This is a genomic window from Streptomyces sp. SLBN-118 (assembly GCF_006715635.1).
In the GTDB taxonomy this organism is placed as follows: Bacteria; Actinomycetota; Actinomycetes; order Streptomycetales; family Streptomycetaceae; genus Streptomyces.
In genome coordinates, this window is sequence record NZ_VFNP01000001.1 from 3484802 (window position 1) to 3509645 (window position 24844).

The window sequence follows — 24844 nt, forward strand, 5'->3', positions numbered from 1 at the left end:
CCCTGCGTAGACGCCGAATGGGGTGTCGGCCCGGCAAATCTCTCGTTCAAGAACGCCGGGCCGCCCCGCTGCCCCTTCCCGGGCGGCTTCCCGCTACTTCTTGAGCAGCCCCTTCGACTCGAGATATGCCTTCGCCGCGTCCTGTGGCTTCGCGCGCTCCGCGTCCACCTTGCGGTTCAGCTCGGCAAGATCCTCGGTGGTCAGCACCTTGGTGAGCTTGTCGAGTACCGCGGCTATCTCCGGGGAATCCGCTTCCTTGGCATTGACCACCGGCAGAACGTTGTCGGCGTTCTGGAGCTTCTTGTCGTCCTCAAGGAAGACCAGGCCGTCCAGCACGGCGTCCGTGGTCGTGGTCAGCACCAGCTGGTCGGCGCCGTCCTTGACCGCCTGCTTCGACTGGGGGGTGCCCACGCCCTTCGGGTCGATGCCCGTGACATCAATGCCGTACGTCTTCTTCAGTCCCGGCGCACAGAAGGGCCGCACCTCGCACTCGTCGCCCGCCGCGATCTTCACCTGGAGCTTCGACTTCCCGAGGTCGGAAAGCGTCTTGAGCTTGTTCTTCTCGGCGAATTCCTTGCTCACCGCGAAGGCGTTCTGGTCGACGGCCGCACCGGCAGCCAGCACCTTCAGTCCGCGCGGCTCGGCAAGCTTGGTGAGAGCCGCGACGGTGGCGGTCACATCGCCGGACGCGACCGGCTTCTCGTCGGGCGCCTTCGGGCCGTTCACCTTCGCGTTGAGGAATTCGGCGATCGTCGCCGCGTATTCCGGTACGACGTCTATCTCGCCCTTCTCCAGGGACGGCTCGTACAGCTCACGGTTCTTCACCGTGGTGACCGAGGTCTTGTATCCGGCGTCGCCCAGGAGCTGTGCGTAGAGCTCGGCGAGCACCTTGGACTCGGTGAAGGACGCGGCGCCGATGACGAGGGAGCCCTTCTTGTCCGAGCCGCCGCCCGACGCCGGGCCGTCCTTCGCCTTCTCCAGGCTGTCGCCGCCGCATGCGGCGAGAGAACCCGTCAGGGCCACCACACCGAGTACAGCTCCCGCGATGCGCGAGGTCTTGCTCATCAGGTTCTCTCCGTCCAAGTGGTGTCACACGGTCTTACGGAGGGGGTTCAGCAGCCGGTCGGCCGCGACCAGCACCCCCTCGACGAGCAGCGCGAGCAGCGCCGCGAGGAGTGCGCCCGCAACGACCTGCGGCGTGTTGTACGTGTTGAAGCCCGCGGTGATGATCCGGCCCAGCCCGCCCTGGCCCACCATCGAGGCAATCGTGGCCGTGGCCACCACCTGGACGGCGGCCGACCTGAGCCCGGTCATGAGCAGGGGGTAGGCGAGGGGCAGTTCGACCCGGAAGAAGAGCTGGGGGCCCGACATGCCCATCCCCCGGGCGGCCTCGACCACCGCCCGGTCCACCTCCCGCATCCCCACATAGGCATTGGTCAGCAGCGGCGGCAGGGCGAACAGCACCAGAGCGATGATCGTCGGCAGATAGCCGGCGCTGCGCAGCGGCGTGAGCATGAAGAGGGCGAGGACCGCGAAGACCGGAATGGCCCGGCCCGCGTTGGAGATATTGACCGCGAGCGCGCCCCCCTTGCCGAGATGCCCGAGCCACAGCGCGATCGGCAGGGCGATCGCGCAGGCCAGCGCCAGGGACACCCCGCTGACATACACATGCTCGCCCAGCCGGCGCCAGGCACCGCTCTCCCCCGACCAGTTGGAGCCGGTGGTCAGCCATGTCCAGGCGTCGGCGAGCACACCCATCAGACCGCCACCTTCACCTTCGGCGCCGGCGCCGAGGCCGGTTTCGCCGTGCGTATGCGGGTCCAGGGGGTGAACAGCCGCTGCAGGCCGAGCAGCAGCAGATCAGCAACGGCCGCGAGCAGCACACAGAGCACGGACGCGGTCAGCACCTGCGCCTTGAAGGTGGTCTGCACGCCGTCGTCGATGAGATTGCCCAGACCGCCCTTGCCGACCAGCGCACCGACCGTCGTCAGCGCGATCGTCGAGACGGTCGCTATGCGCAGGCCCGCCATCAACGCGGGCAGCGCGAGGGGCAGTTCGACCTCCCAGAGCAGTCGCCCCGGCCCGTACCCCATCCCGCGGGCGGCTTCCTTCGCCTCGTCGGGCACCGCGTCGAGCCCCGCCATGATGTTCCGTACGAGAATGGTCAGCGAGTACAGCACCAGACCGGTCACAACCAGCCCGGCAGACAGTCCGAAGACGGGCAGCAGCAGCGAGAACATCGCCAGTGACGGAATGGTGTAGAGCAGGGTCGTCAGCCCCAGGACCGGGCCCGCGAACCGCGGTTCGGCGCGCGCCAGCAGAGCCAGCGGAAAGGCCACGGCAAGGCCGATCAGGACGGACGCCGCGGTGATCCAGACGTGCTGGATCGTCGCGTCGGTCAACTCCTGGCTGCGGCTGCGCAGATACTCCCCGCAGATCCAGTCATTGGCCGCCAGACAGCTCTGGGCAGCCACCTGCGAACTCATGCACACCCACCTCCCCAGCAGCACCGAACGTACGTCTGGCGACCCTATCCCCGAGCACTGACAATCGCCGAGGGCCGCCACATTGCAGCAACATGGCTTTCACACAACACCCGTCACAATGGGGAACCATGATCCGATTCGAGCGCGTCACCAAGCGGTACCCGGACGGAACGACAGCGGTCGACGACCTGTCGTTCGAGGTCGCCGAGGGCGAACTGGTCACGCTCGTCGGACCGTCCGGCTGCGGCAAGACCACCACCATGAAGATGGTCAACCGCCTGATCGAGCCGAGTAGTGGCCGGATATTCCTCGACGGGGACGACATATCCGCCATCGACCCGGTCCAACTGCGCCGCCGCATCGGCTATGTGATCCAGCAGGTCGGCCTGTTCCCCCACAAAACGGTCCTGGAGAATGTCGCGACCGTCCCTCATCTCCTCGGCTGGAAGCGCGGCAAGGGCCGCGAGCGCGCCGCCGAACTCCTCGATCTGGTGGGCCTGGACCCGTCGGTGTACGGCGACCGCTACCCCGAGCAGCTCTCCGGCGGCCAGCGCCAGCGCGTGGGAGTGGCCCGGGCGCTGGCCGCCGACCCGCCCGTGCTGCTGATGGACGAGCCGTTCGGCGCGGTCGACCCGGTGGTGCGCGAGCACCTTCAGAACGAGTTCCTCAGGCTCCAGTCCCAGGTGCGCAAGACTGTGCTCTTCGTCACCCACGACATCGAGGAAGCCGTACGCCTCGGCGACCGTATCGCCGTCTACGGACAGGGGAGCATCGAGCAGTTCGACGCACCGGCCGCGGTTCTCGGCACCCCGGCCACCGCGTACGTGGCGGACTTCGTCGGCGCGGACCGCGGTCTCAAGCGGCTGTCGGTCACCCCCATCGAGGAGAGCGATCTCGACCAGCCGCCCGTCGTCCGCCTCGATGACCCGCTGCCGCTCGACCTCGGCTCCCGCTGGGCCGTCGTCCTGGACGGATCGGGCGACCTGCACGGCTGGATCTCCGCCGAGGAGGCACGACAGAAGGGCACCGTAGGCGAACACGCCCGCCGGATGGAGGCCTGGCTGCCCGTAGGCGCCTCCCTCAAGCATGCCTTCGCCACGATGCTCCAGCACGACGCGGGCTGGATCGCGGTCATCGACAAGGAGGAGACCGGGCGTTTCCTCGGGGTGCTCACCCCTGCCCGGCTGCACGAGGCACTGCGCCGCTCGATCGACGCGGACGCGCAGGACATTCCGCGCAAAGACGTCACGCTGGAGACGATCGAGACGGTGACGGCCGTGACCAAGCTCTGAGGAACCAGCCTCAGGAGCGAAGCTGCGTCAGGGGCGAGGGGTGCCGCAGCAGCCGAAGCTGCCTCAGTGAGCCGTCGGGGCCGCACCCGACCCGTTGTCCTCGTCCTCGGGGAGCTTGCAGACCCGCTCGAGGAAGAACGCCGCCGCGATCACGCCGATGCCCGCCACGACCGAGAAGCCCGCATAGATCGCCTGGTCCCGGCGGGCCGGAATGTCCAGGGAGCCGAGCAGGTAGACGCCCGTACCGCCGTACATGCCCGAGACCAGCGCCGCCACCAGCGCGCTCGCCTGGCCGAAAACCACTGCCCGGGCCGCCATCAGGGGTTCCACGCCCTTCGCCCCCGGGCGGCGTTCGCGCTGGGCCCGGAGGCGGGCGCGGAGGGAGAGTGCCGTCGCCGTGAGGATGACGGCGATCACCGCCAGCACGATCGGCGCGGCCAGCGGCACGCTCGGCAGGGTGCCGAAGGCCTCCCACAGGCGGGCGCCGCCCCACGACAGCACGCCCGCCGCGGCGAAGAGACCGGCCAGTACTCCGAGCCGTAGTTGCTTCACCGAGAGCGCCGCCCTTCACCTGTCCTGGGTATTCGAAGAGCCTAACGACTACTCGGGGAGACGGAGTTCCAGGTCGGCCCGGGCGAGCACATTGTGCTGGCCGACGCCGGCCAGCAGCTGGGCGACCGCTCCGCGGCCGGGCAGCTGGGCCCCCGGCTCGACATCGAGCCACGGCGCGAGTACGAACGCCCGCTCGTGGGCGCGCGGGTGGGGAAGCGTGAGCGCCGGGTCGTCGGAGACCACATCGGCGTAGGCCACGATGTCGACGTCGATCGTGCGCGGTCCCCAGCGCTCCTCCCGGACCCGGTCGAAGGCTTCCTCGATGGCCTGGCCGCGCTCCAGCAGGGAGGACGGGGGAAGCGTCGTCTTGATCACGACCACCGCGTTGAAGTACGAGGGCTGGGTGCCCGGCTCGACGCCCCACGGCTCCGTCTCGTACACCGGAGAGACGGCCTTGACCCGCAGGCCCGGCGTGTCCTCGAGCGCGTCGATCGCGCCCTGCAGGGTCTCCAGGCGGTTGCCCAGGTTGGAGCCGAGGGAGATCACCGCCCGTTTCGGGTTGGACAGGGTGACATCCGCCGCGTCGACCTGTTCCACCACGGAGGCGGGCACCGGCTGCACGGTCGGGTCGCTCTGGATCGAATTCATACTCGGCTCCGGGTGATCGTGATGGACACGTCGTCGAAAGGCACCGTGATCGGTGCGTCCGGCTTGTGCACGACCACCTCGACCTGTTCGACGCCGTCATGCTTGAGGCACTGCTGCGCGATCCGCTCCGCCAGCGTCTCGATCAGGTCGACGGGTTCGCCCTCGACGACCGCCACAACCTCCTCCGCCACGACGCCGTAGTGCACGGTCTTGGCCAGGTCGTCGCTGGCCGCCGCGGAGCGGGTGTCGATGCCGAGCACCAGATCCACGATGAAGGTCTGGCCCTCCTCGCGCTCCCGGGGGAAAACGCCATGGTGCCCGCGGGCCTTGAGGCCGCGCAGCGCGACACGATCCACGCGAATCACTCCTGCTGTCGTTGGTCCTGCGGGCACGATGCCGCGTGCGGGCGGCACGGTGTCCACGATCGAATCTACCTGCGAGCACCGACAGTGCCCGCCAACGGGTGCTGTGGACGAGGCCCCCGCGAGGCTGGTAGCCGCCCCTACCCCGAGGGCCGGATTGCCAATCCCCGAAGGCCCGCCTACCCACTTATGAGGGGCTTTCGTCGTCCTCTTCGTCGTCACTTTCCGCCAGAACGGGTGATCCGTGATGTGACCAGATCTTCCAACCGTCCGATGTGCGGCGAAACACATTGGTGGCGACGACGAGCTGGCCGACCAGGGGGCCGAGTTCGCCGCCCTCCTCGGCGGGGCCGCCGCTGAGGATGTTCTCCGTACAGGTGACCAGGGCGGTGTCGCCGGCGAGGCTGACCTTCACGTCGGTGAGGAAGAACTGGATGTACTCGGTGTTCGCCATGATCAGGGCGTACGAGCGGAGCACTTCACCGCGGCCTGTGAGGACCGGCCAGCCAGGGTGGATGCAGGAGATGCCCTCGTCAAGCCAGAGGCCGGAGAGCTCCTCGAAGTCACCGCGCTCCATCGTCTCGTAGAACGTGGTGTTGGCCTCTTCGACCAGCTCTACGTCGGTACGGCTCACCGCGCACCCTCGACGGCACGGGCGACGCGGACGGCGTCGGCCGTGGCGCGGACTTCGTGCACGCGGACGGCCCACGCGCCCTCGTGGGCCGCTATGGCGGACACGGCTGCGGTCGCGGCGTCCCGCTCGCGAGCCGGTGGCGGGGCACCCTCCTTGGCCAGTACGCGGCCGAGGAAACGCTTGCGGGAGGCGGCGACGAGGAGGGGGCGGCCGAGTGCGTGCAGTTCGTCGAGGTGGGCGACGAGGGCGAGGTCGTGCTCGGCCTGCTTGGCGAAACCGAGGCCCGGGTCGATGACGATGCGCTCGGGGGCGATGCCGCCCGCGACGACTGCGTCCATACGGGCGCGCAGTTCGGCGACGACTTCGGCGACGACGTCGGTGTAGACGGCTCGGGCGTTCATGTCCTGGCTGAAACCGCGCCAGTGCATGACGACGAAGGGGACGCCGGTGGCGGCGACGGCCGGGACCATGCGGGGGTCGGCGAGGCCGCCGCTCACGTCGTTGACCAGCACGGCGCCGGCGGCGACCGCCTTCTCGGCGACACAGGCGCGCATCGTGTCGACGGAGACGGTCACACCCTCGGAGGCGAGGCCGTGGACCACGGGGATGACCCGGTGCAGCTCCTCGTCCTCGTCGACGCGGCTGGCGCCCGGCCTGGTCGACTCACCGCCGACGTCTACGAGGTCGGCGCCCTCGGCGACCAGGTCGAGGCCGCGCTTGACCGCGGCGGTGGTGTCGAACCAGCGACCGCCGTCGGAGAAGGAATCGGGCGTCACATTGACGACCCCCATGACCGCACAGCGATCCCACTCCGGCAGGCCGATGGCCGTGCCCCGTCCGCGCAACGTACTCATACGCCCAGCCTAGGGGGTGTCTTTCGGATCCTGCGGGCTCGCCCTGATCCGCATGACACCCCCTGGGCCGGTGAGGCGGGCGGGACGTCCCGCCGTACCCCTACGCCGCGCGGATCTCCGCTTCCGGCGTCGGGGTGGTGATGTGGGCGCACGGGCGGGGCTGGCGCGGCGGGCGGCGGCGCGGGAAGAGGCGGGGGAGCGCGACGTTGACGAAGCCCTCCGCCTGCATCGCCGCGAAACCTATCCGCGGCAGGTCGCGCGTGTTGCGGAAGACCACGAAGCGCGGCTCCCAGCGCGGCTGGAACTTCGCGTTGAACTTGTACAGCGACTCGATCTGGAACCAGCGGGAGAGGAACACGAGCAGTCCGCGCCACATCCGCAGCACCGGGCCCGCGCCGATCTTCTCGCCGCGTGCCAGCGCCGAACGGAACATCGCGAAGTTCAGCGAGACCCGCTCGATCTTCAGGTCCGGAGAGGCCTGCAGGGCGGCCACGATCAGGAGTTCGTTCATGCCCGGGTCGGCCGAGCGGTCGCGCCGCATCAGTTCCAGGGACATTCCGTCCGGCCCCCACGGGACGAAGTGGATGATCGCCTTCAGGTCGCCGTACGGAGAATCGGGGTCGTCCTTGTGCGCCGTCGCGATCACCGCGTCGCCGTCGGCCGGGTCGCCTATCCGGCCCAGGGCCATCGAGAAGCCCCGCTCCGTGTCGGTGCCCCGCCAGTCCGCCGCGGCCTGCCTGATGGCCTCCAGCTCCTCGTCGGACAGGTCACGTGCGCGCCGTACTCGCGTGATGTACCCATTGCGTTCGATGCGCTTCACCATCTGGCGTACGTTGCGCATCGCGCGCCCGGTGAGCGAGAAATCCGCGACGTCCACCACCGCCTCGTCACCGAGCTCCAGCGCGTCCAGCCCGGTCTCCCGGGTCCAGACCTCACCGCCGGTCTCCGAGCAGCCCATCACCGCCGGGGTCCAGGAGTGCGCCTTCGCCTCGTCCATGAAGCGTTCGATCGCGCCTGGCCACGCCTCGACGTCGCCGATCGGGTCGCCGCTGGCGAGCATCACGCCGGAGACCACGCGGTAGGTGACCGCGGCCTTGCCGCTCGGCGAGAAGACGACAGCCTTGTCGCGGCGCAGCGCGAAGTGCCCGAGCGAGTCCCGCCCGCCGTGCCGGGTCAGCAGGTCGCGCAGCCGGCGCTCGTCGTCCTCGGTGAGGCGCGCCGCCGGGTGCTCGGGGCGGAAGGCGAGATAGATCGTGGTGACGGCGGTCAGCAGGCCGAGCGCGCCGAGGGAGTAACCGACCGTCCAGGACACGCCGTCGGCATAGTCGACGGGACCCTCGAAGCCGAACAGTCCGTACAGGACATGCTCCAGGCGGTCCGTCAGGCTGGGGCTGCCGACCTCGTTGTGAGGGTGCGCGCTGACGATGACCAGGCCGAGGCCGAGGGAACCGGCGCCCATGAGAATGAAGTTGGCCAGCGCCTTCCAGCGGCTGCGCGGGTCGGGCAGCGCGGCGAACTCACTGCGGTGGCGCAGCAGGAGCGTCAGCAGCAGCAGCGAGACCAGCGCACCGATCACCGAGTGGCGGTAGACGAACTGCCCCACCGCGCCGACGGGCAGCAGGATCACCGCGGCCCGCCAGGCGCGGCGCTTGTGCCGCTTCAGCCCGTGGGCGAGCAGCAGAAGCAGCACGCCGGCGCTCAGCGAAAGCGCCGCGGCGAAGGGCCTGGTGGTTCCCGGCAACACCTCGGCGAGCGAGTGCATACGGCTGTGCCGGAACCGGGGGAAGACCCCGGCGGCAATGTCGATCAGGCCGACGAGTGTGCAGGCCGTGCCGACCAGCGAAGGAACCACTTCCGATCGGGGGCCGCGCAGGACGCGACGCACCTGATCCGGAACCAATCCTGATTTGTCCCCATCTACCGTTGCAGACATCGCTTCCCGTGACTCCGCGAGAGATCCTGTGTCCGTGCGCCGCAGTTCAGCGGGCTCCGGACGATTAGCGCTCTCTAGGACGGGACTTTCGGGAGGTGGGTTCACTCATTCACAGGAAATTCTCAAGGAAGAAAGCTCACGCGACTCATGGGTCTGACCAGTAACAAAGTTCTGGCCTTGGCCATCCTCCTGGCCGTGCTGCTGTTCGCCGTCACGATCTGGCTCTGGCCGCGGCTGGCGCGCCGCAGCTGGGGGGCCGTGACCGGCAGGATCGGTCTGCTGCTCGCGACCCAGTTGGCACTCTTCGCCGCGGTCGGACTCGCCGCGAACAACTCGTTCCTCTTCTACGGCTCCTGGTCCGACCTCTTCGGTCAGGAACAGGACATGGGCGTGGTCGTCGACCACTCGGCCGGCGGCAAGCGGATCAAGGTCGTGGAGAAGAAGAAGCTGGATGTCCCGGGCAGCTCACGGCCCGCGACAGGCGGCCAGATACAGAAGATCGTCGTGGCGGGCGAGAAATCCCGGATCGACACACCTGCGTATGTCTACCTGCCTCCGGAGTATTTTCAGCCGAAGTACCAGAAGAGCACCTTTCCGGCAGCACTGGTGCTGACGGGTTATCCCGGTACGGCCGAGAACCTGCTCAAGGGACTGAAGTACCCGAGAACGGCCTTCATGCAGGCCAAGGACGGCGCTATGCAGCCGATGATCCTCGTGATGCTGCGGCCGACCGTCGCGCCGCCGCGGGACACCGAGTGCGCGGACGTACCGGGCGGGCCGCAGACCGAGACCTTCTTCGCCAAGGATCTGCCGAAGGCGATCTCTGAGACGTACCGCGTCGGCACCAAGCCCCGGAACTGGGGCTTCATCGGGAACTCGACCGGCGGCTACTGCGCCTTGAAGATCGCTCTGCACCACCCGGAGCAGTTCGGCGCGGCCGCGGGCCTCTCGGCGTACTACAAGGCGGCCGACGACCCGACGACCGGCGATCTCTTCCACGGCGACAATAGGGCGAAGAGCCGCGCCAATCTGCTGTGGAGCCTGGACCATCTGCCGCAGGGCAAGTCGTCGTTCCTGGTGACCAGTTCGAAGGCGGGCGAGGGCAATCTCAAGCACACCCTGCAGTTCATCCACAAGGTGAAGGCTCCGGCCCGTGTCTCGTCGATCATGCTCGACAGCGGCGGGCACAACTTCAACACCTGGCGGCGCGAGATCCCGCCCGCCCTTACGTGGCTGAGCGGACGGCTCAGCGCGTCGTAGGCCTCAGCAGCGCGCGAGGACCCAGTGCGCTGCGCATCGGGCCCCCTCTGACCGGCGATCAGAGCCTCAGAGGGGACGCGGGGCATCCGGCACCCCCGGCACCCCGGCTATCGCGCCAGTATCAGACTCATCGCCTCGGCGCGGGTTGTCGCGTCACGCAGCTGGCCGCGCACCGCCGACGTGGTGGTCTTGGCACCGGGCTTGCGGATGCCTCGCAGGGACATGCACATGTGCTCGGCCTCCACGACCACAATCGCGCCGCGCGCCTCAAGGATCCGCATCAACGAGTCGGCGATCTGTGTCGTCAGCCGCTCCTGCACCTGCGGCCGGCGAGCGTAGACCTCGACTAGGCGGGCCAGCTTGGACAGGCCGGTGATCTTTCCGGTGTCCGCCGGGATGTAGCCGATGTGAGCCACCCCGTGGAACGGAAGCAGGTGGTGCTCACACATGCTGACGATCTCAATGTCCTTGACCAGGACCATCTCGTCATGGCCGAGGTCGAACGTCGTCGTCAGGACATCCTCCGGCTCCTGCCACAGCCCGGCAAAAATCTCCTTGTACGCCCGCGCCACCCGACCCGGCGTCTCCCGCAGGCCTTCCCGGTCCGGGTCCTCCCCGACCGCGATGAGGAGTTCTCGCACGGCGTTCTCGGCCCGCTTCTCGTCGAATTCGCCGATCATGCCCTCGCCGTCAAGCGTCACCGGGTCGGTCATCTGTGCCTCGTTCCTCGTGCTGTGGCGTACGGGCGTACCAAACGCCGCGTCCCCCAGGCTAGAACCTGGGGGACGCGGCATTCATTCCGGGCCCTGTGCGGCGCCGTACGACGACGGCACCGCCGGGGATCAGCCGATCAGCCCTCCGGACGCTCCTCGGGAACCGCCTCGATGGCCGGAGCGGCGTCCGTCGGGGCGGAGCCGTTGGAGCCGACGGCTCCGTTGGTCAGCGCCAGCTCCTTCGGCGAGAGCACCGGCGGTCGCGTCGACGGAGTGCGTCGCGAGGAGCCGGTCCAGGCCGGGCGGGCCGGGCGCTTCACGATCGGCGCGAAGATCTCGGCGATCTGCTCCTTGCCGAGGGTCTCCTTCTCAAGGAGCTGGAGAACCAGGTTGTCGAGCACGTCGCGGTTCTCGACGAGGATCTCCCACGCCTCGTTGTGCGCGGTCTCGATGAGCTTCTTGACCTCTTCGTCGACCAGCGCGGCGACCTCTTCGGAGTAGTCCCGCTGGTGAGCCATCTCACGTCCGAGGAACGGCTCGGTGTTGTCGCCACCGAACTTGATCGCGCCAAGACGCTCGGTCATGCCGTACTGCGTGACCATCGCGCGGGCCGTGGCGGTGGCCTTTTCGATGTCGTTGGCCGCACCGGTGGTCGGGTCGTGGAAGACGAGTTCCTCGGCCGCGCGCCCGCCCAGCATGTATGCCAGCTGGTCGAGCATTTCGTTGCGGGTCGTGGAGTACTTGTCCTCGTCCGGCAGGACCATGGTGTAGCCCAGAGCGCGGCCACGGGACAGAATCGTGATCTTGTGGACGGGGTCGGAGTTCGGCGAGGCCGCCGCGACCAGGGCGTGACCGCCCTCGTGGTACGCGGTGATCTTCTTTTCCTTGTCCGACATGATCCGGGTCCGCTTCTGCGGGCCCGCCACGACGCGGTCGATCGCCTCGTCCAGGGCGTGGTTGTCGACCAGCTTCTTGTCGCTGCGCGCCGTCAGGAGCGCTGCTTCGTTCAGCACGTTCGACAGGTCCGCGCCGGTGAAGCCGGGCGTACGCCGGGCAACCGCGCCCAGGTCGACGTCCGGGGCGACCGGCTTGCCCTTCTGGTGGACCTTGAGGATCTCCAGACGGCCCTGCATGTCCGGGCGGTCGACGGCGATCTGCCGGTCGAAACGGCCGGGACGCAGAAGAGCCGGGTCAAGGATGTCGGGCCGGTTCGTGGCGGCGATCAGGATGACGCCGCCCTTCACGTCGAAGCCGTCCATCTCGACGAGCAGCTGGTTGAGCGTCTGCTCACGCTCGTCGTGTCCGCCGCCCAGACCCGCACCGCGGTGTCGGCCGACGGCGTCGATCTCGTCGACGAAGACGATCGCCGGAGCGTTCGCCTTGGCCTGCTCGAAGAGGTCGCGCACCCGGGATGCACCGACACCGACGAACATCTCGACGAAGTCGGAGCCGGAGATCGAGTAGAAGGGGACACCGGCCTCGCCCGCGACGGCGCGCGCGAGAAGCGTCTTGCCCGTGCCGGGCGGGCCGTACAGCAGCACACCCTTCGGGATCTTGGCGCCGACCGCCTGGAACTTGGCCGGCTCCTGCAGGAACTCCTTGATCTCGTGGAGCTCCTCGACCGCCTCGTCGGCCCCCGCCACATCGGCGAAGGTCGTCTTGGGGGTGTCCTTGGTGATCAGCTTGGCCTTGGACTTCCCGAAGTTCATCACTCGGGAGCCGCCGCCCTGCATCTGGTTCATCAGGAAGAGGAAGACCACAACGATCAGGACGAAGGGCAGCAGCGAGAGCAGCACCGAGACGAACGGGCTCTGCTTCGACGGCGAGACGGTGTAACCCTTCTCGATGTCGCCGGCCTCGTACTTCGTCTGAAGCTTGTCGGCCAGATCGGCACCCTGGGTGCCGATGTAGCTCGCCTGGATCTTGTCGCTGCCTTTGACCTTCTGGCCGTCCTTCAGATCAACCTTGATGATCTGTTCGTCGCCGGTGGTCAGCTTGACCTGGTCGACCTGGTTCTTGTCGATCGCCTGGACGACCTCGCCGGTGTCCACCGTCTTGTAGCCGCCGGACGAGCCGACGACCTGCATCAACACGACCACGGCGAGGACGGCCAGCACGATCCACATGACCGGCCCACGGAAGTATCGCTTCACGTCCATCCATACGGAGCGGAAATCGCCCCGTCCCTCCTGCCCGTAGGTAAATGCTGCTGTGAGAAAAGACTGTTCTTCGGACGGTACCCCAGCATTGTCACCTGTGGCCGCCTTCCCTTGCTCCAACGGCGGGAGAGGGGTCAGGGTTCCCGTGCTTTCGGGGGGCTTCAGCCGCCGTACACGTGCGGTGCGAGCGTGCCGACGAACGGCAGATTGCGGTACTTCTCGGCGTAATCCAGGCCGTACCCGACGACAAACTCATTGGGAATGTCGAAGCCGATCCACTTCACATCGATCGCGACCTTCGCGGCATCCGGCTTACGCAGCAGTGTGCAGACCTCGAGCGAGGCCGGCTCGCGCGAGCCGAGGTTCGACAGCAGCCACGAGAGCGTGAGGCCGGAGTCGATGATGTCCTCGACGATCAGGACGTGCTTGCCCTTGATGTCGGTGTCCAGGTCCTTGAGGATCCGGACCACGCCGGAGGACTGAGTGCCCGCGCCGTACGAGGACACGGCCATCCAGTCCATCGTGACGGGGGTGGACAGGGCACGCGCCAGGTCCGCCATCACCATCACGGCGCCCTTGAGGACACCCACGAGGAGCAGATCCTTGCCCGCGTACTCCGCGTCGATCTTCGCGGCCAGCTCGCCCAGCTTCGCGTCGATCTCTTCCTTGGTGATGAGCACCGACTGGAGGTCGGCGCCCATGTCCTTCTCGTTCACCCGCGTCGCTTTCTGTTCTGCCGAGGGTCCGGGGGTTGTCCCCCGGACGGATACAGCCACTCGCGTTTCGCTGCGACTGCGTCAGCCTTGCCGAATGACCAGTCTGCCACCCTGCCGTCGTGCCTCGACGCGGCCGGGCAGGTTGATGGCTCCCTGGCCGCGCCAGCCCGTGATCAGCCGGTCGACTTCCTCCACGTGCCGGGCGAAGAGCGAACCGGCGGGCGCACCGGCCTCGATCACGGCCCGGCGCAGGATCCGGCGGCGCACGGCGGGCGGCAGCGCGTAGAGCTTCGCGCACTCCAGGCGGCCCGCGTCGTCCCGTACGGAGGCGTCCGCGTCGGCGGCCCAGGTGTCCAGGGCGTCGGCATCGTCGCGGGAGAGCTGCGCGGTGCGGGCGAGGGCCTCGACGACGCCCTTGCCGAGCGCCTTCTCCAGGGCGGGCAGGCCCTCGTGCCGCAGCCGGGAGCGGGTGTAGGCCGGGTCGGCGTTGTGGGGGTCGTCCCAGACGGGCAGCGACTGGGCCATGCAGGCCTTGCGCGCGGTCTGCCGGTCGAGCTGCAGGAAGGGGCGGCGGTAACGGCCGGCCGCCCCCGAGACGGCCGCCATCCCGGACAGCGAGCGGGTGCCGGAGCCGCGGGCGAGACCCAGCAGGACGGTTTCGGCCTGGTCGTCGCGGGTGTGGCCGAGCAGGACGGCGGCGGCGCCGTGGCGCTCGGCGGCGTCGTCGAGGGCGGCATAGCGGGCGTCGCGGGCCGCGGCCTCGGGGCCGCCGTCGCGGCCGACTCGTACGGTGATGGCCTCGACGGGGTCGAACTGCATCGCGGTGAGCCGGGCGGCGACCTCGGCGGCGCGGAGTTCGGAGCCGTCCTGGAGGCCGTGGTCGACGGTGATGCCGCCGGCCCGGACGGAGAGTTTGCGGGCCTCGAAGGCGAGGGCGGAGGCGAGGGCCATGGAGTCGGCGCCGCCGGAGCATGCCACCAGGACGAGCGGCTGCTCGTCTGCGGGCGCGTGATGGAACGGGGAGGCCGAGCGCGCGGGGGCCGCATGGCCGACGGAGCGCGCGAGCCGGTCGGAGTGTTCGGAGAGTACGTCGTGGAGTACGCGGCGGACCGCCAGGCGTATCGCCGCGACCGCAGGATGGGGACCCATGTCCGGTGCCCTTCGTGGAAAGTTGGGGGTGCCTCGGTCGGTTGTCGGGAGGGGAGGATCAGTCACTCAGAGTGCGTCGATGGTGACAGAACCGAGCCGATACCCGAGCATTGCACGCCTACCCATTGCCCACGGTCCCTCGGATGGGTGATTAGGGGGGCGTCCTTCTGCCGTCGGACGCCACCCGCTCACGATTCTGCTTTACGGTGCACCCTCGCGACCCAGTCCGCGGGTTTGGCGATCTCCGCCTTGGTGGGCAGCGTGTTGGGAGACGTCCAGACGCGGTTGAATCCATCCATTCCCACCTCCTCGACGACGGACCGGACAAACCGCGCGCCGTCGCGGTACTGGCGCAGCTTGGCGTCGAGGCCGAGCAGCTTGCGCAGCGCCTGGTCCAGACGGCTCGCGCCGCGGGCCCTGCGCTGCTGGAACTTCTCCCGGATCTCGGCGACGGAGGGCACGACATCGGGCCCGACACCGTCCATCACAAAGTCGGCATGCCCTTCCAGCAGGGACATCACGGCGGTCAGGCGGCTGAGGATCTCGCGCTGGGCGGGGGTCTGGACCAGCTCGACGATGGAGCGGCCGCCCTCGTCCTCCTCGCCCTCGGGGCGGGCGCCGGAGAGCGACTGGGCGGCCTCCCGGAAGCGCTCGAGAACCGTCATCGGGTCGACCTCGGTCTCGCCCAGAAATGACTGGATCTCGCCCTCGAGATGGTCGCGCAGCCACGGCACACCGGTGAACTGGGTGCGGTGGGTCTCCTCGTGGAGGCAGACCCAGAGCCTGAAGTCGTGCGGATCCACTTCGAGTTCACGCTCGACATGGACGATGTTCGGGGCGACCAGGAGGAGGCGGCCGCCGCCACCGCCCGAGTCGGAGGGGTCTCCCGCGGGCAGTTCACGGGTGGCGGGCGCGAAGGTCTCGTACTGCCCCAGAACCCGTGAGGCCAGGAACGACAGCAGCATCCCCAGCTCGACGCCGGTGACCTTGCCGCCGACCGCACCGAGCATCGCACCGCCGGCGCTGCCCGAGCGGCGCTCCTGCATCTTGTCGAGCAGTGGCTTCAGCAACTCGCGGAAGCCCGCGACGTTCGCCTGGATCCACCCGGCCCGGTCCACGACGAGGACGGGGGTGTCCTTCGGTTCATGGCCGTCCGGGATCATCCGGGTGAAGTCCCGTACATGCAGCTCGGACGCCTTGGCATGCCGTCGCAGCTCGGCGACGACGGCACGCGCCTCGTCCCTGCTCACCTCGGGTCCGGGCCGCACGAAGCGGGTCGCGGTCGCCGCGGCGAGGTTCCAGTCGACCATCTCGGCACCACCGATGCTCGTCATGCGTCAACCGTACGTTGTCGGCTCCGGGAGCGGTCAGGTGTCGGCAACGGCCGGTTCGCCCATTGAGTCACGAGGCCAGCGCGGCCGCCAGCCGGTCCAGAGCGGGCTGGGCGGCCTCCTTGGACGGGGTGTCGGCGGCCAGGAAGGCGAAAGCGAGGAGGCGTCCCTCCGGGGCTACGACCGTGCCCGCCAGGGTGTTGACGCCGGTCAGGGTCCCGGTCTTGGCGCGCACCAGTCCGGTGCCGGGCGAGGTCCGGCTGTAGCGGCTCTCCATGGTGCCGCTGAAGCCCGCGACCGGCAGGCCCGTCAGGACCGGGCGCAGTTCGGGGTGGGCCGGGTCGGCGGCGCGGGCCAGCAGTGCGGTGAGCAGCCCGGCGGTGAGCCGGTCGTCCCGGTTCAGGCCGCTGCCGTCGGCGATGCGGGCGCCGGTCAACGGGAGCTTCAGTCCCGCCAGTTGCTTCGTGACGGCCCGTCCTGCGCCCTCGAAGCTCGGCTCCTCGCCGGTGGCGAGGGCGGTCTGGCGGGCCAGTGCTTCGGCGATGTCGTTGTCGCTGTTGGTCAGTGCCCGTTCGACCAGGGCCGACAGGGGTACGGAGAGCACCTTGGCCAGCGGGGCGGACCCGTCGGCTGCTCGGCCGGGGGCGGGGGCGGGGGAACTTGCGATGCCGCGCTCGCCGAGCAGCCGCGCGAAGGCACGCACCGCGTCTCCCGCCGGATCGGGGCTGCGGCCGGCGGGCCCCGTGCTCTTCTCGTCGTACCGGCCCTCGCCCACCATGAGAGCGCTGACCGGGGCAATGTTCGGGTTGGGGCCGATGGGGTGGCGGACGGGCCCTTTGTAGAGCGAGGTGTCGTACGCGAGCCGGACGGAGGCGACCCCCCGTTCGCGCAGGGCACGGACCGTACGATCGGCGAGCGTGCGCAGTCCTGCCGAGTCGAGGCTCGCGTCTCCCCCGCCGACCAGGGTGAGCTGCCTGGCGTCCTTCGAGGCGAGGACGGTGGTGGGGATGCGGTGGTCGGGGCCGAGGGCGGACAGGGCGGCGACCGAGGTGGCGATCTTGATCGTGGAGGCGGGAGTCATCGGCTGCCGGACCCCCAGCCCGAAGAGCTGCCTGCCCGTCGCGAGATCGACGACGCAGGCCGTACGGACTGTCCCGAGCCCCGGGTCGCCGAGCAGCGGAGCGAGCACCTTTGCGAGGTCGGTGGGCGTGGTCCCCGCGGCCTTGGCCGTGGCGTTCGCGGGGGCGCCGAGAGCGGCGAGCACACCAGGTGCGCTGGGCGCGGGAGCCGGGGCCTGCCGCCTCGGTGTTCCGTGATGTGCGCCACCCACCGGACTCCGGGCAGCCGCCCGCTCCTTCTCGGCCTTACGCTGGCCCGAGTCCCAGGGACCCGCCGCGGCCACCGCCCCGGCGGCGAGGGCGAGGCCGGCCACGGCGGCGCCCGCGGCGAGCTGCCACGTCCTGACCTCTGGCACCCCGCACCATCCCCTTTCGCGATCACACACCTGCGTGAGGGACACTTAACCACCAGACGTATGTGTTGATCATGGAGGAGCCACCCGTGGAGTTCGACGTCACCATCGAGATCCCGAAGGGTTCGAGGAACAAGTACGAGGTGGACCACGAGACCGGTCGGATCCGCCTTGACCGTCGACTCTTCACCTCGACCAGCTACCCGGCCGACTACGGCTTCGTCGAGAACACGCTCGGCGAGGACGGCGACCCGCTGGACGCGCTGGTCATCCTTGACGAGCCGACCTTCCCGGGCTGTCTGATCAAGTGCCGCGCGATCGGCATGTTCCGGATGACGGACGAGGCGGGCGGCGACGACAAGCTGCTGTGCGTGCCTGCCTCCGATCCGCGCGTCGAGCACCTGCGCGACATCCACCACGTGTCCGAGTTCGACCGCCTGGAGATCCAGCACTTCTTCGAGGTCTACAAGGACCTGGAGCCCGGCAAGTCCGTCGAGGGCGCGAACTGGGTCGGCCGCACCGAGGCCGAGGCCGAGATCGAAGCCTCCTACAAGCGCCTGGAGGCGCAGGGCGGCGCGCACTGACCTCCGCCGAATTGCTCGTACGGGCGGCGCACCCTTCGGGGGTGCGCCGCCCGTCGTGCGTGAGCGAGCGGGGCGTGAAGGATCAGCCCGCACACATACTGGGCTGACACCGGCACAAGAGGGAGGGAGGACAGCACGTGGTGGCGGAACCGGAGGGTCCGGAAGACCGGAAGCCTCAGTCCGACGAGGCGCGCAGCGCCTTCACCCCGCCGCCCGGGGTGGGACAGCCGGATGGTCCCGAAGAGGACCATCCCTCCTCGGAGTTCGCCGTTCCGACCGGGGTCGGGACCGAGGGCCCGGCCGAGCCGGAGGGTTCCGCCTTCGCCCTGCCGAGCACCTACAGCGCCAGGAACTCGCCGCCCGCGTTCACGCCCGCGCACGGCATCCCCGTGGTCCGGCTGACCAAGGACGCCCCCTGGCAGGACCGGATGCGGACGATGCTGCGGATGCCGGTGGGAGAGCGGCCCGTGCCGGAGGCCGTGCAGCGGCACGAGGAAGGCGGTCCGGCCGTCCCGCGCGTGCTCGACCTGACGCTGCGTATCGGGGAGCTGCTGCTCGCGGGCGGCGAGGGCGCCGAGGACGTCGAGGCGGCCATGTTCGCCATCTCGCGTTCCTACGGACTCGACCGCTGCGAGCCGACCGTCACCTTCACACTGCTGTCGATCACCTACCAGCCCTCGCTCGTCGACGACCCGGTGACGGCCAACCGGACCGTGCGGCGCCGGGGCACCGACTACACCCGGCTGGCCGCGGTCTACCGGCTGGTCCACGACATCAGCACCGAGGAGTCGGAGGTCTCGCTGGAGGAGGCCTACCGCCGCCTCGCCGAGATCCGCCGTAACCGCCACCCCTACCCCGGCTGGGCGCTCACCCTGGCCGGCGGACTGCTGGCGGGCGCGGCGTCCGTGCTGGTCGGCGGCGATGCGCTGGTGTTCCTCGCGGCCGCGATCAGCGCCATGCTCGGCGACCGGCTCGCCTGGCTGTGCGCGGGGCGCGGACTGCCCGAGTTCTACCAGTTCGTCGCCGCGGCCATGCCGTCCGCCGCGATGGGCGTCGCGCTGACGCTGTCACCGCTGGAGGTACGCGCCTCGGCGGTGATCACCGGTGGGCTGTTCGCGCTGATCCCGGGGCGTGCCCTGGTCGCCGGCGTACAGGACGGTCTGACCGGCTTCTACATCACCGCGGCGGCCCGGCTGCTCGAGGTGGGCTATCTGGTGGTCGGCATCGTCGTCGGCGTACTGGGCGTGCTCTATCTGGGCCTCGCGCTGGGCGCGGGCCTGAACCCCGAGACGGCCATCCACAGTGTCCACCGGCCGGTGGTGCAGACGCTGGCGGCGATGGCACTGTCCCTGTGCTTCGCCGTGCTGCTCCAGCAGGAGCGGAACACGGTGCTGCTGGCCACGTTCAACGGCGGGGTCGCCTGGGTGGTGTACGGCGCGCTCGCGAACACCGCGGATGTCTCGCCGGTCGCCGCGACAGCCGCGGCGGCCGGTCTGGTGGGCCTGTTCGGGCAGGCTCTCTCGCGCTACCGGTTCGCGTCCGCGCTGCCGTACGTGACCGCGGCGATCGGGCCGTTGCTGCCCGGTAGCGCGACGTACTTCGGACTGCTCGAGATCGCCAGGAACGATCTGAACGCGGGCCTCACCCAGCTCACCAAGGCCGCCGCCCTGGCGCTGGCCATCGCGATCGGGGTGAACCTGGGCGGCGAGCTGTCCCGGCTGTTCCTGCGGGTGCCCGTGCCCGGTGTGGAAGGCCCGTCCGGCCGCCGCGCGGCCAAGCGGACGCGCGGGTTCTAGGGTCTGCCGTCCGGATCCTGCCGGGTTCGCGTGCAGCCCGCGAGAGCTCAGCGCTTGGCGTGGCGGCCGCGCTGCGACGGGGATTCGTCCTCCGGTCCGGCGGCGGCCGCTTCCTTCTTGTTCCTGGAGCGCGCCCTCAGGAACTCGATCGCGATCGGGATCACCGAGAGCAGCACGATCAGGACCAGCATGGCCTCGATGTTCTTGTTCACGAACTCGACCTTGCCGAGCCCCGCGCCGAGCAGCGTCACACCCGCGCCCCACAGGGCGCCGCCGATGAGATTGAACGTGATGAACGAGCGGTAGTTCATCCGGCTCACACCGGCGATGATCGGCGTGAATGTGCGCACGATGGGCACGAAGCGGGCCAGGACCAGCGACTTGGGACCGTACTTCTCGAAGAACTCGTGCGCCTTCTCGACGTTCTCCTGCTTGAAGAGCCTGGAGTCGGGGCGCCTGAAGAGCGAGGGACCGACCTTGCGGCCGAAGAGATAGCCGACCTGGTCACCGACGACGGCCGCGAACACGACCAGCGCGCACACCGCCCACAGCGGGAGCTCGTCGAGCGTGCCGGTCGTCACCAGCAGGCCGGTGGTGAACAGCAGCGAGTCGCCCGGCAGGAAGAAGCCGATGAGGAGGCCGGATTCGGCGAAGACGATGACCAAGACCCCGATCAGGCCGAACGTCGAGATCAGATAGTCCGGGTCCAGCCAGCTCGGTCCGAGCGCAAGGGTAGTCACGAGGTCCGGGCTCCTGAGTCGATAGTCGGTCGATCGTCGATTCGGCCGTCGATCCGGCGTGGTCGGCCACCCAAAGCTATCAACGCATCGCGGCTGCTCAACGTTCCGTCCGTCCGCCCAGGATGCACTGTGCCCCGTCTGGGACAAAGCTGTGCGTCACAAGCCCGTACGGAAGGTGGACGCAGATGGGCATCGAGGATTACGGCGGCGGGCAGGGTCCGCAGTCCGACGTCATGGTCGTCACCACGAACGACGTACCCGGGTTCCAGGTGCAGCAGGTCATCGGCGAGGTCTTCGGCCTCACCGTGCGCTCGCGGCATCTGGGCAGCCAGATCGGCGCCGGTCTCAAATCGATGATCGGCGGTGAGCTGAAGGGCCTGACCAAGACCCTGGTCGAGACCCGTAACCAGGCGATGGAGCGGTTGGTTGAGCAGGCCCGCTCCCGCGGCGCCAACGCCGTGCTGATGTTCCGCTTCGATGTGACGGAAGCGGCCGACGTGGGCACGGAGGTCTGCGCGTACGGGACGGCGGTTGTCCTGGCCAAGAGCTGAGGAGCTCCGGGCCAGGACACGGACGCCGCAGCCCGCTCAGCTGTTGCGCACCGCGTTCGCCAGGATCGCGTCGCGCAGATGGACGGCGAGCCCGGGCCGGGTGGTGTCGTAGAAAGCGCGGAACCGCTCGTCGGACACATACATCTCGCCGAGTCCCGTGTGGATCTCGTACGTGCACTCGTAGAACCACCTGGTGATGTGCCGGCGGTGTTCCTCGGCCATGTCCATGGCCCGCTCACCGGTCGGCGGCTCGCCGTCCGCCATGAGGGCGCCGTAGCGGGCGCCCCAGTCGGCGACTTCGTCCTGCATGCGCTTCCAGTCGTCCTTGGTGTAGCGCGCTGCCCGCCGCTGCGACTCGGCATAGGCATCGGTGCCGCCCCAGCGCTGCTCGGCCTCCTCGGCGTACTGCTCGGGGTCCTTGTCCCCGAAGACCTCGAACTTCTCCTCGGGCGTGAGGTTGATGCCCATCTTTCTCGCCTCCATGGCTTGTTCGACGGCGGCGGCCATCTCCTGCAGCCTGGCGATCCGGCCGGTCAGCAGCTCGTGCTGCCTGCGCAGGTGTTCGCGCGGGTCCGTGTCCGGGTCGTCGAGCAGGGCCGCGACCTCGTCGAGCGGGAAGCCGAGCTCCCGGTAGAACAGGATCTGCTGCAGCCGGTCGAGGTCGGCGTCCTCGTAGCGCCGGTGGCCCGCGTGGCTGCGGCCACTCGGACGGAGCAGTCCGATCTCGTCGTAGTGATGCAGCGTGCGCACGGTCACGCCGGCGAATGCGGACACCTGTCCCACGGAGTAGCTCATCGCTTTCCGCTCCTTCACTTCTCGTTACGCGTCTCAGCCTCGGGCCTCACGTTGCGTGAGGTGCAAGCCCGTACGAGCCTGAAGGCTGATCGCTCACCGATGAACCAGGAAGGCGGATACCGACGATGCCACTCCACAAGGGCGCCTGCGTCCCTCCGGACCAGGGCGCCGCCGGGCAGGCGGGGGAGCGCAGGCTCTCGGTCAACCCCTTCTACTCCGCCGACCCGGTCGGCGGAATGACCGCGGCTCCCCCCACGCACCGGCTTTCGGACGGGCCGCTTCCGCCCACGACGGCATACCAGCTGGTGCATGACGAGCTGATGCTCGATGGCAACGCACGGCTCAACCTCGCCACCTTCGTCACCACCTGGATGGAGCCGCAGGCCGGGGTGCTGATGGCGGAGTGCCGGGACAAGAACATGATCGACAAGGACGAGTACCCGCGCACCGCCGAGCTGGAGCGGCGCTGTGTGGCCATGATCGCCGACCTGTGGAATGCCCCGGACCCGGCCGGCGCGGTCGGCTGCTCGACCACCGGCTCAAGCGAGGCCTGCATGCTCGCCGGGATGGCGCTCAAGCGCCGCTGGGCGCGGCGCAACGCGGACCGTTATCCCTCCGCCGCCCGGCCGAACCTGGTGACGGGCGCCAACGTCCAGGTCTGCTGGGAGAAGTTCTGCAATTTCTGGGAGGTCGAGGCGCGTCTCGTGCCGATGGAGGGCGACCGCTTCCATCTCGATCCGCAGGCGGCGGCCGATCTCTGCGACGAGAACACCATCGGCGTGGTGAGCGTGCTGGGCTCGACCTTCGACGGGTCGTACGAGCCCGTCGCCGAGGTCTGTGCCGCGCTGGACGCCCTGCAGGAGCGTACGGGCCTGGACATCCCCGTCCATGTCGACGGGGCGTCCGGCGGGATGGTGGCGCCGTTCATCGACGAGGATCTGGTCTGGGACTTCCGGCTGCCCCGGGTCAAGTCGATCAACACGTCCGGGCACAAGTACGGCCTGGTCTATCCGGGGGTCGGCTGGGCGCTGTGGCGTTCGCACGAGGACCTGCCGGAGGAGCTGGTCTTCCGGGTCAACTATCTGGGCGGCGACATGCCGACGTTCGCCCTCAACTTCTCGCGGCCCGGCGCGCAGGTCGTCGCGCAGTACTACACGTTCCTGCGCCTCGGCCGGGAGGGCTACAAGGCGGTTCAGCAGACCTCCCGTGACATCGCCTGCACGCTCGCTGACCGGATGGAGGCGCTGGAGGAGTTCCAACTCCTCACGCGAGGCGACCAGTTGCCCGTCTTCGCGGTCACCACAGCGCCGGACGTGAAGAACTTCGACGTCTTCGACGTCTCGCGGCGGCTGCGCGAACGCGGCTGGCTGGTCCCCGCGTACTCCTTCCCGCCCAACCGCGAGGACCTCTCCGTGCTGCGGCTGGTGATCCGCAACGGCTTCTCGGCCGACCTCGGCGAGCTGCTGCTGGACGATCTGAACCAGCTGCTGCCGGAACTGCGCCGCCAGCCGCACCCGTTGACCAAGGACACGGCAGCGGCGTCCGCGTTCCACCACTGATCAGCGGTCGTCGTGGGGATGCCGTTCGCCCGTCGCGTACGGATTCTCCTCGCCGTCCGCGAGCACCCCGGTGAAAGGCTCCCCCTCGCCCGCGAACACGTACGCCCCGTCCTCGATCCGCCGGATCAGCCCCCGCGTCCACTGTGCGCCGAAGTCCGCCGAGCCCACCCACATGTTCATGATCTCGCCGATGTGCCCGATCGACTCGGGCCCCGCCTCCGGCGTGTAGTACTCGGTCACCGAGGACCGCCACTCCTCCAGGCCGCGTACCCGCTCCTTCAGCAGGGCCACGGCCTCCTCCCGCTCGAGGTCGACGATGAAGCCGATCCCCGCAGAGAGCACGTCCATCCTCTCGTCGAAGGCCGTAAGTGACGTCCGCAGCAGCTTGAAGAACTCCTCCGTGCCCTTCTCGGTCATCTCGTACTCGGTGCGCGGCGGCCCGCCCGCCGTGGACGGCGCGGTCTCATGGGCGTGCAGCAGCCCTTGCTTCGCCATCTGCTTCAGCGCGTGATAGATCGAGCCCGGCTTGGCGTTGGACCACTCGTGCGCGCCCCAGTACTCCAGATCGTTGCGGACCTGGTAGCCGTGCGCCCGCCCGTGCTGACGTACGGCCCCGAGGACCAGCAGCCGGATCGCTGACATCCGCGTACCTTTCTATTCAACTTTGAATAGAGTACCCGGCAGGGCTCAGCCCCAGCTCTGACCGCTTTCCAGCGCCACCAGGTCGAACGCACCCTTGCCGTCCAGCGATTCGCGGATGATGTCGGCGTGCCCGGCGTGCCGGCCGATCTCCTCGACCAGGTGCAGCAGCAGCCAGCGCACGGACACCGCGGCGTCCTTGGGGAACCAGGGCGCGGGAGGCAGCGGGAAGGTGTCGTTCAGGCTGGGCACGGAGTGGACGAACGCCTCCGTCTCCTTGGCCACCTCGTCCCAGAAGGCCAGCATCTCCGGGACGGTCTCGTCGCCCACCAGACGGAAGCTGTCCCCCCAGGTCTCCTCGGTGCGCTGCCGCTCGTTCGGCCGCTGCTGCGCCATCCGCAGCCAGCCCAGCTCCGTCTCCGCAACATGCTTGAGCAGCCCGGAGAGCGAGAGCTCGCTGGCGCTGGGCCGGCTCGCGGCCTGTTCCTCGGTCAGCCCGAGTACCGAACGGCGGATCGCGCCGCGCTGCGCCTCGACGAAGGAGAGCAGCGCGCCGCGCTCGTCGCCCTGAGCCTCTGCGGGAACGTGAGTGACCATGAAGTCCGCCCTTCCGAGCTTGG

The 24844-nt window shown here is 69.1% G+C and carries 25 protein-coding genes; 6 read left to right on the plus strand and 19 right to left on the minus strand.

From position 1 onward, the window contains the following. Nucleotides 1-93: 93 nt before the first annotated feature. From FBY35_RS15830 to FBY35_RS15840, 3 genes are read right to left on the minus strand one after another with little or no spacing between them, the layout of a single operon-like run. Nucleotides 94-1065: an ABC transporter substrate-binding protein gene (locus FBY35_RS15830; RefSeq protein ID WP_142214413.1), complete on the minus strand. Its 972-nt coding sequence runs from the start codon at nt 1063-1065 to the stop codon at nt 94-96. Between the two features lie 24 nt (nt 1066-1089). Beyond that, on the minus strand, nt 1090-1758 hold the full coding sequence (locus FBY35_RS15835; protein ID WP_142214414.1) for an ABC transporter permease: 669 nt from the start codon (nt 1756-1758) through the stop codon (nt 1090-1092). Then, nucleotides 1758-2474, minus strand: coding sequence for an ABC transporter permease (locus FBY35_RS15840; RefSeq protein WP_142215095.1), 717 nt, complete (start codon nt 2472-2474; stop codon nt 1758-1760). The genes FBY35_RS15835 and FBY35_RS15840 overlap by 1 nt, the downstream gene beginning before the upstream one ends. A 140-nt stretch (nt 2475-2614) precedes the next feature. On the opposite strand from FBY35_RS15840, the gene FBY35_RS15845 reads away from it, so the two are divergent. Beyond that, nucleotides 2615-3778 (plus strand): ABC transporter ATP-binding protein, encoded by a 1164-nt coding sequence (locus tag FBY35_RS15845; RefSeq protein WP_142214415.1) that lies wholly within the window; start codon nt 2615-2617, stop codon nt 3776-3778. Nucleotides 3779-3841: 63 nt separating this feature from the next. On the opposite strand, the gene FBY35_RS15850 is transcribed toward FBY35_RS15845, so the two are convergent. From FBY35_RS15850 to FBY35_RS15875, 6 genes are all read right to left on the minus strand, one after another. Next, the gene (locus FBY35_RS15850; protein WP_142214416.1) at nt 3842-4330 is read right to left on the minus strand and encodes a DUF3180 domain-containing protein; all 489 of its coding nucleotides are present in this window, start codon (nt 4328-4330) and stop codon (nt 3842-3844) included. A gap of 48 nt (nt 4331-4378) precedes the next feature. Continuing rightward, entirely contained in the window at nt 4379-4978 is a 600-nt protein-coding gene (folK, locus tag FBY35_RS15855; protein WP_142214417.1) for a 2-amino-4-hydroxy-6-hydroxymethyldihydropteridine diphosphokinase, read from the minus strand. Then, nucleotides 4975-5334, minus strand: coding sequence for a dihydroneopterin aldolase (gene folB / locus FBY35_RS15860; protein WP_142214418.1), 360 nt, complete (start codon nt 5332-5334; stop codon nt 4975-4977). Before folB ends, folK begins: the two co-directional genes overlap by 4 nt. A gap of 193 nt (nt 5335-5527) precedes the next feature. After that, the gene (locus FBY35_RS15865; protein WP_142214419.1) at nt 5528-5974 is read right to left on the minus strand and encodes a nuclear transport factor 2 family protein; all 447 of its coding nucleotides are present in this window, start codon (nt 5972-5974) and stop codon (nt 5528-5530) included. After that, on the minus strand, nt 5971-6828 hold the full coding sequence (folP, locus tag FBY35_RS15870; RefSeq protein WP_142214420.1) for a dihydropteroate synthase: 858 nt from the start codon (nt 6826-6828) through the stop codon (nt 5971-5973). The genes FBY35_RS15865 and folP overlap by 4 nt, the downstream gene beginning before the upstream one ends. A 100-nt stretch (nt 6829-6928) precedes the next feature. Beyond that, nucleotides 6929-8761 carry a phosphatidylglycerol lysyltransferase domain-containing protein gene (locus tag FBY35_RS15875; RefSeq protein ID WP_186356948.1) on the minus strand — a complete coding sequence of 611 codons (1833 nt, stop codon included), beginning with the start codon at nt 8759-8761 and terminating at the stop codon, nt 6929-6931. Nucleotides 8762-8908: 147 nt separating this feature from the next. Here FBY35_RS15875 and FBY35_RS15880 point away from each other — a divergent pair, with 147 nt between their 5' ends. Further along, on the plus strand, nt 8909-10021 hold the full coding sequence (locus tag FBY35_RS15880; RefSeq protein ID WP_142214422.1) for an esterase family protein: 1113 nt from the start codon (nt 8909-8911) through the stop codon (nt 10019-10021). A 107-nt stretch (nt 10022-10128) separates the two neighbouring features. Here the strand turns inward: FBY35_RS15880 and folE are convergent, their stop codons facing one another. From folE to dacB, 6 genes are all read right to left on the minus strand, one after another. Next, nucleotides 10129-10734, minus strand: a complete 606-nt coding sequence (folE, locus tag FBY35_RS15885) for a GTP cyclohydrolase I FolE (protein ID WP_142214423.1) — start codon at nt 10732-10734, stop codon at nt 10129-10131. Nucleotides 10735-10871: 137 nt separating this feature from the next. Continuing rightward, entirely contained in the window at nt 10872-12893 is a 2022-nt protein-coding gene (gene ftsH / locus FBY35_RS15890; protein WP_142214424.1) for an ATP-dependent zinc metalloprotease FtsH, read from the minus strand. A 161-nt stretch (nt 12894-13054) separates the two neighbouring features. Further along, on the minus strand, nt 13055-13594 hold the full coding sequence (hpt, locus tag FBY35_RS15895) for a hypoxanthine phosphoribosyltransferase (protein WP_142215096.1): 540 nt from the start codon (nt 13592-13594) through the stop codon (nt 13055-13057). Between the two features lie 96 nt (nt 13595-13690). Beyond that, nucleotides 13691-14758: a tRNA lysidine(34) synthetase TilS gene (gene tilS / locus FBY35_RS15900; protein WP_142214425.1), complete on the minus strand. Its 1068-nt coding sequence runs from the start codon at nt 14756-14758 to the stop codon at nt 13691-13693. Between the two features lie 188 nt (nt 14759-14946). Beyond that, nucleotides 14947-16092 carry a zinc-dependent metalloprotease gene (locus tag FBY35_RS15905; RefSeq protein WP_142214426.1) on the minus strand — a complete coding sequence of 382 codons (1146 nt, stop codon included), beginning with the start codon at nt 16090-16092 and terminating at the stop codon, nt 14947-14949. A gap of 67 nt (nt 16093-16159) precedes the next feature. Next, the gene (dacB, locus tag FBY35_RS15910) at nt 16160-17563 is read right to left on the minus strand and encodes a D-alanyl-D-alanine carboxypeptidase/D-alanyl-D-alanine-endopeptidase (protein ID WP_142214427.1); all 1404 of its coding nucleotides are present in this window, start codon (nt 17561-17563) and stop codon (nt 16160-16162) included. 86 nt (nt 17564-17649) lie between these two features. Between dacB and FBY35_RS15915 the strand changes: the two genes are divergently transcribed. Continuing rightward, entirely contained in the window at nt 17650-18144 is a 495-nt protein-coding gene (locus tag FBY35_RS15915; protein WP_108151010.1) for an inorganic diphosphatase, read from the plus strand. A 137-nt stretch (nt 18145-18281) separates the two neighbouring features. After that, nucleotides 18282-19940: a threonine/serine exporter ThrE family protein gene (locus FBY35_RS15920; protein WP_142214428.1), complete on the plus strand. Its 1659-nt coding sequence runs from the start codon at nt 18282-18284 to the stop codon at nt 19938-19940. A gap of 47 nt (nt 19941-19987) precedes the next feature. Here the strand turns inward: FBY35_RS15920 and FBY35_RS15925 are convergent, their stop codons facing one another. Continuing rightward, nucleotides 19988-20680: a DedA family protein gene (locus FBY35_RS15925; RefSeq protein WP_142214429.1), complete on the minus strand. Its 693-nt coding sequence runs from the start codon at nt 20678-20680 to the stop codon at nt 19988-19990. 185 nt (nt 20681-20865) lie between these two features. On the opposite strand from FBY35_RS15925, the gene FBY35_RS15930 reads away from it, so the two are divergent. Next, nucleotides 20866-21231 (plus strand): YbjQ family protein, encoded by a 366-nt coding sequence (locus tag FBY35_RS15930; protein ID WP_142214430.1) that lies wholly within the window; start codon nt 20866-20868, stop codon nt 21229-21231. A 36-nt stretch (nt 21232-21267) separates the two neighbouring features. On the opposite strand, the gene FBY35_RS15935 is transcribed toward FBY35_RS15930, so the two are convergent. Beyond that, complete coding sequence (locus FBY35_RS15935) at nt 21268-22026, minus strand: MerR family transcriptional regulator (RefSeq protein ID WP_142214431.1); 759 nt, start codon at nt 22024-22026, stop codon at nt 21268-21270. A 125-nt stretch (nt 22027-22151) separates the two neighbouring features. Here FBY35_RS15935 and FBY35_RS15940 point away from each other — a divergent pair, with 125 nt between their 5' ends. After that, nucleotides 22152-23585, plus strand: a complete 1434-nt coding sequence (locus FBY35_RS15940) for a glutamate decarboxylase (RefSeq protein WP_142214432.1) — start codon at nt 22152-22154, stop codon at nt 23583-23585. Here the strand turns inward: FBY35_RS15940 and FBY35_RS15945 are convergent, their stop codons facing one another. Further along, nucleotides 23586-24227, minus strand: coding sequence for a PadR family transcriptional regulator (locus FBY35_RS15945; RefSeq protein WP_142214433.1), 642 nt, complete (start codon nt 24225-24227; stop codon nt 23586-23588). 45 nt (nt 24228-24272) lie between these two features. Continuing rightward, nucleotides 24273-24821 carry a DinB family protein gene (locus tag FBY35_RS15950; RefSeq protein WP_142214434.1) on the minus strand — a complete coding sequence of 183 codons (549 nt, stop codon included), beginning with the start codon at nt 24819-24821 and terminating at the stop codon, nt 24273-24275. Nucleotides 24822-24844 lie beyond the last annotated feature (23 nt).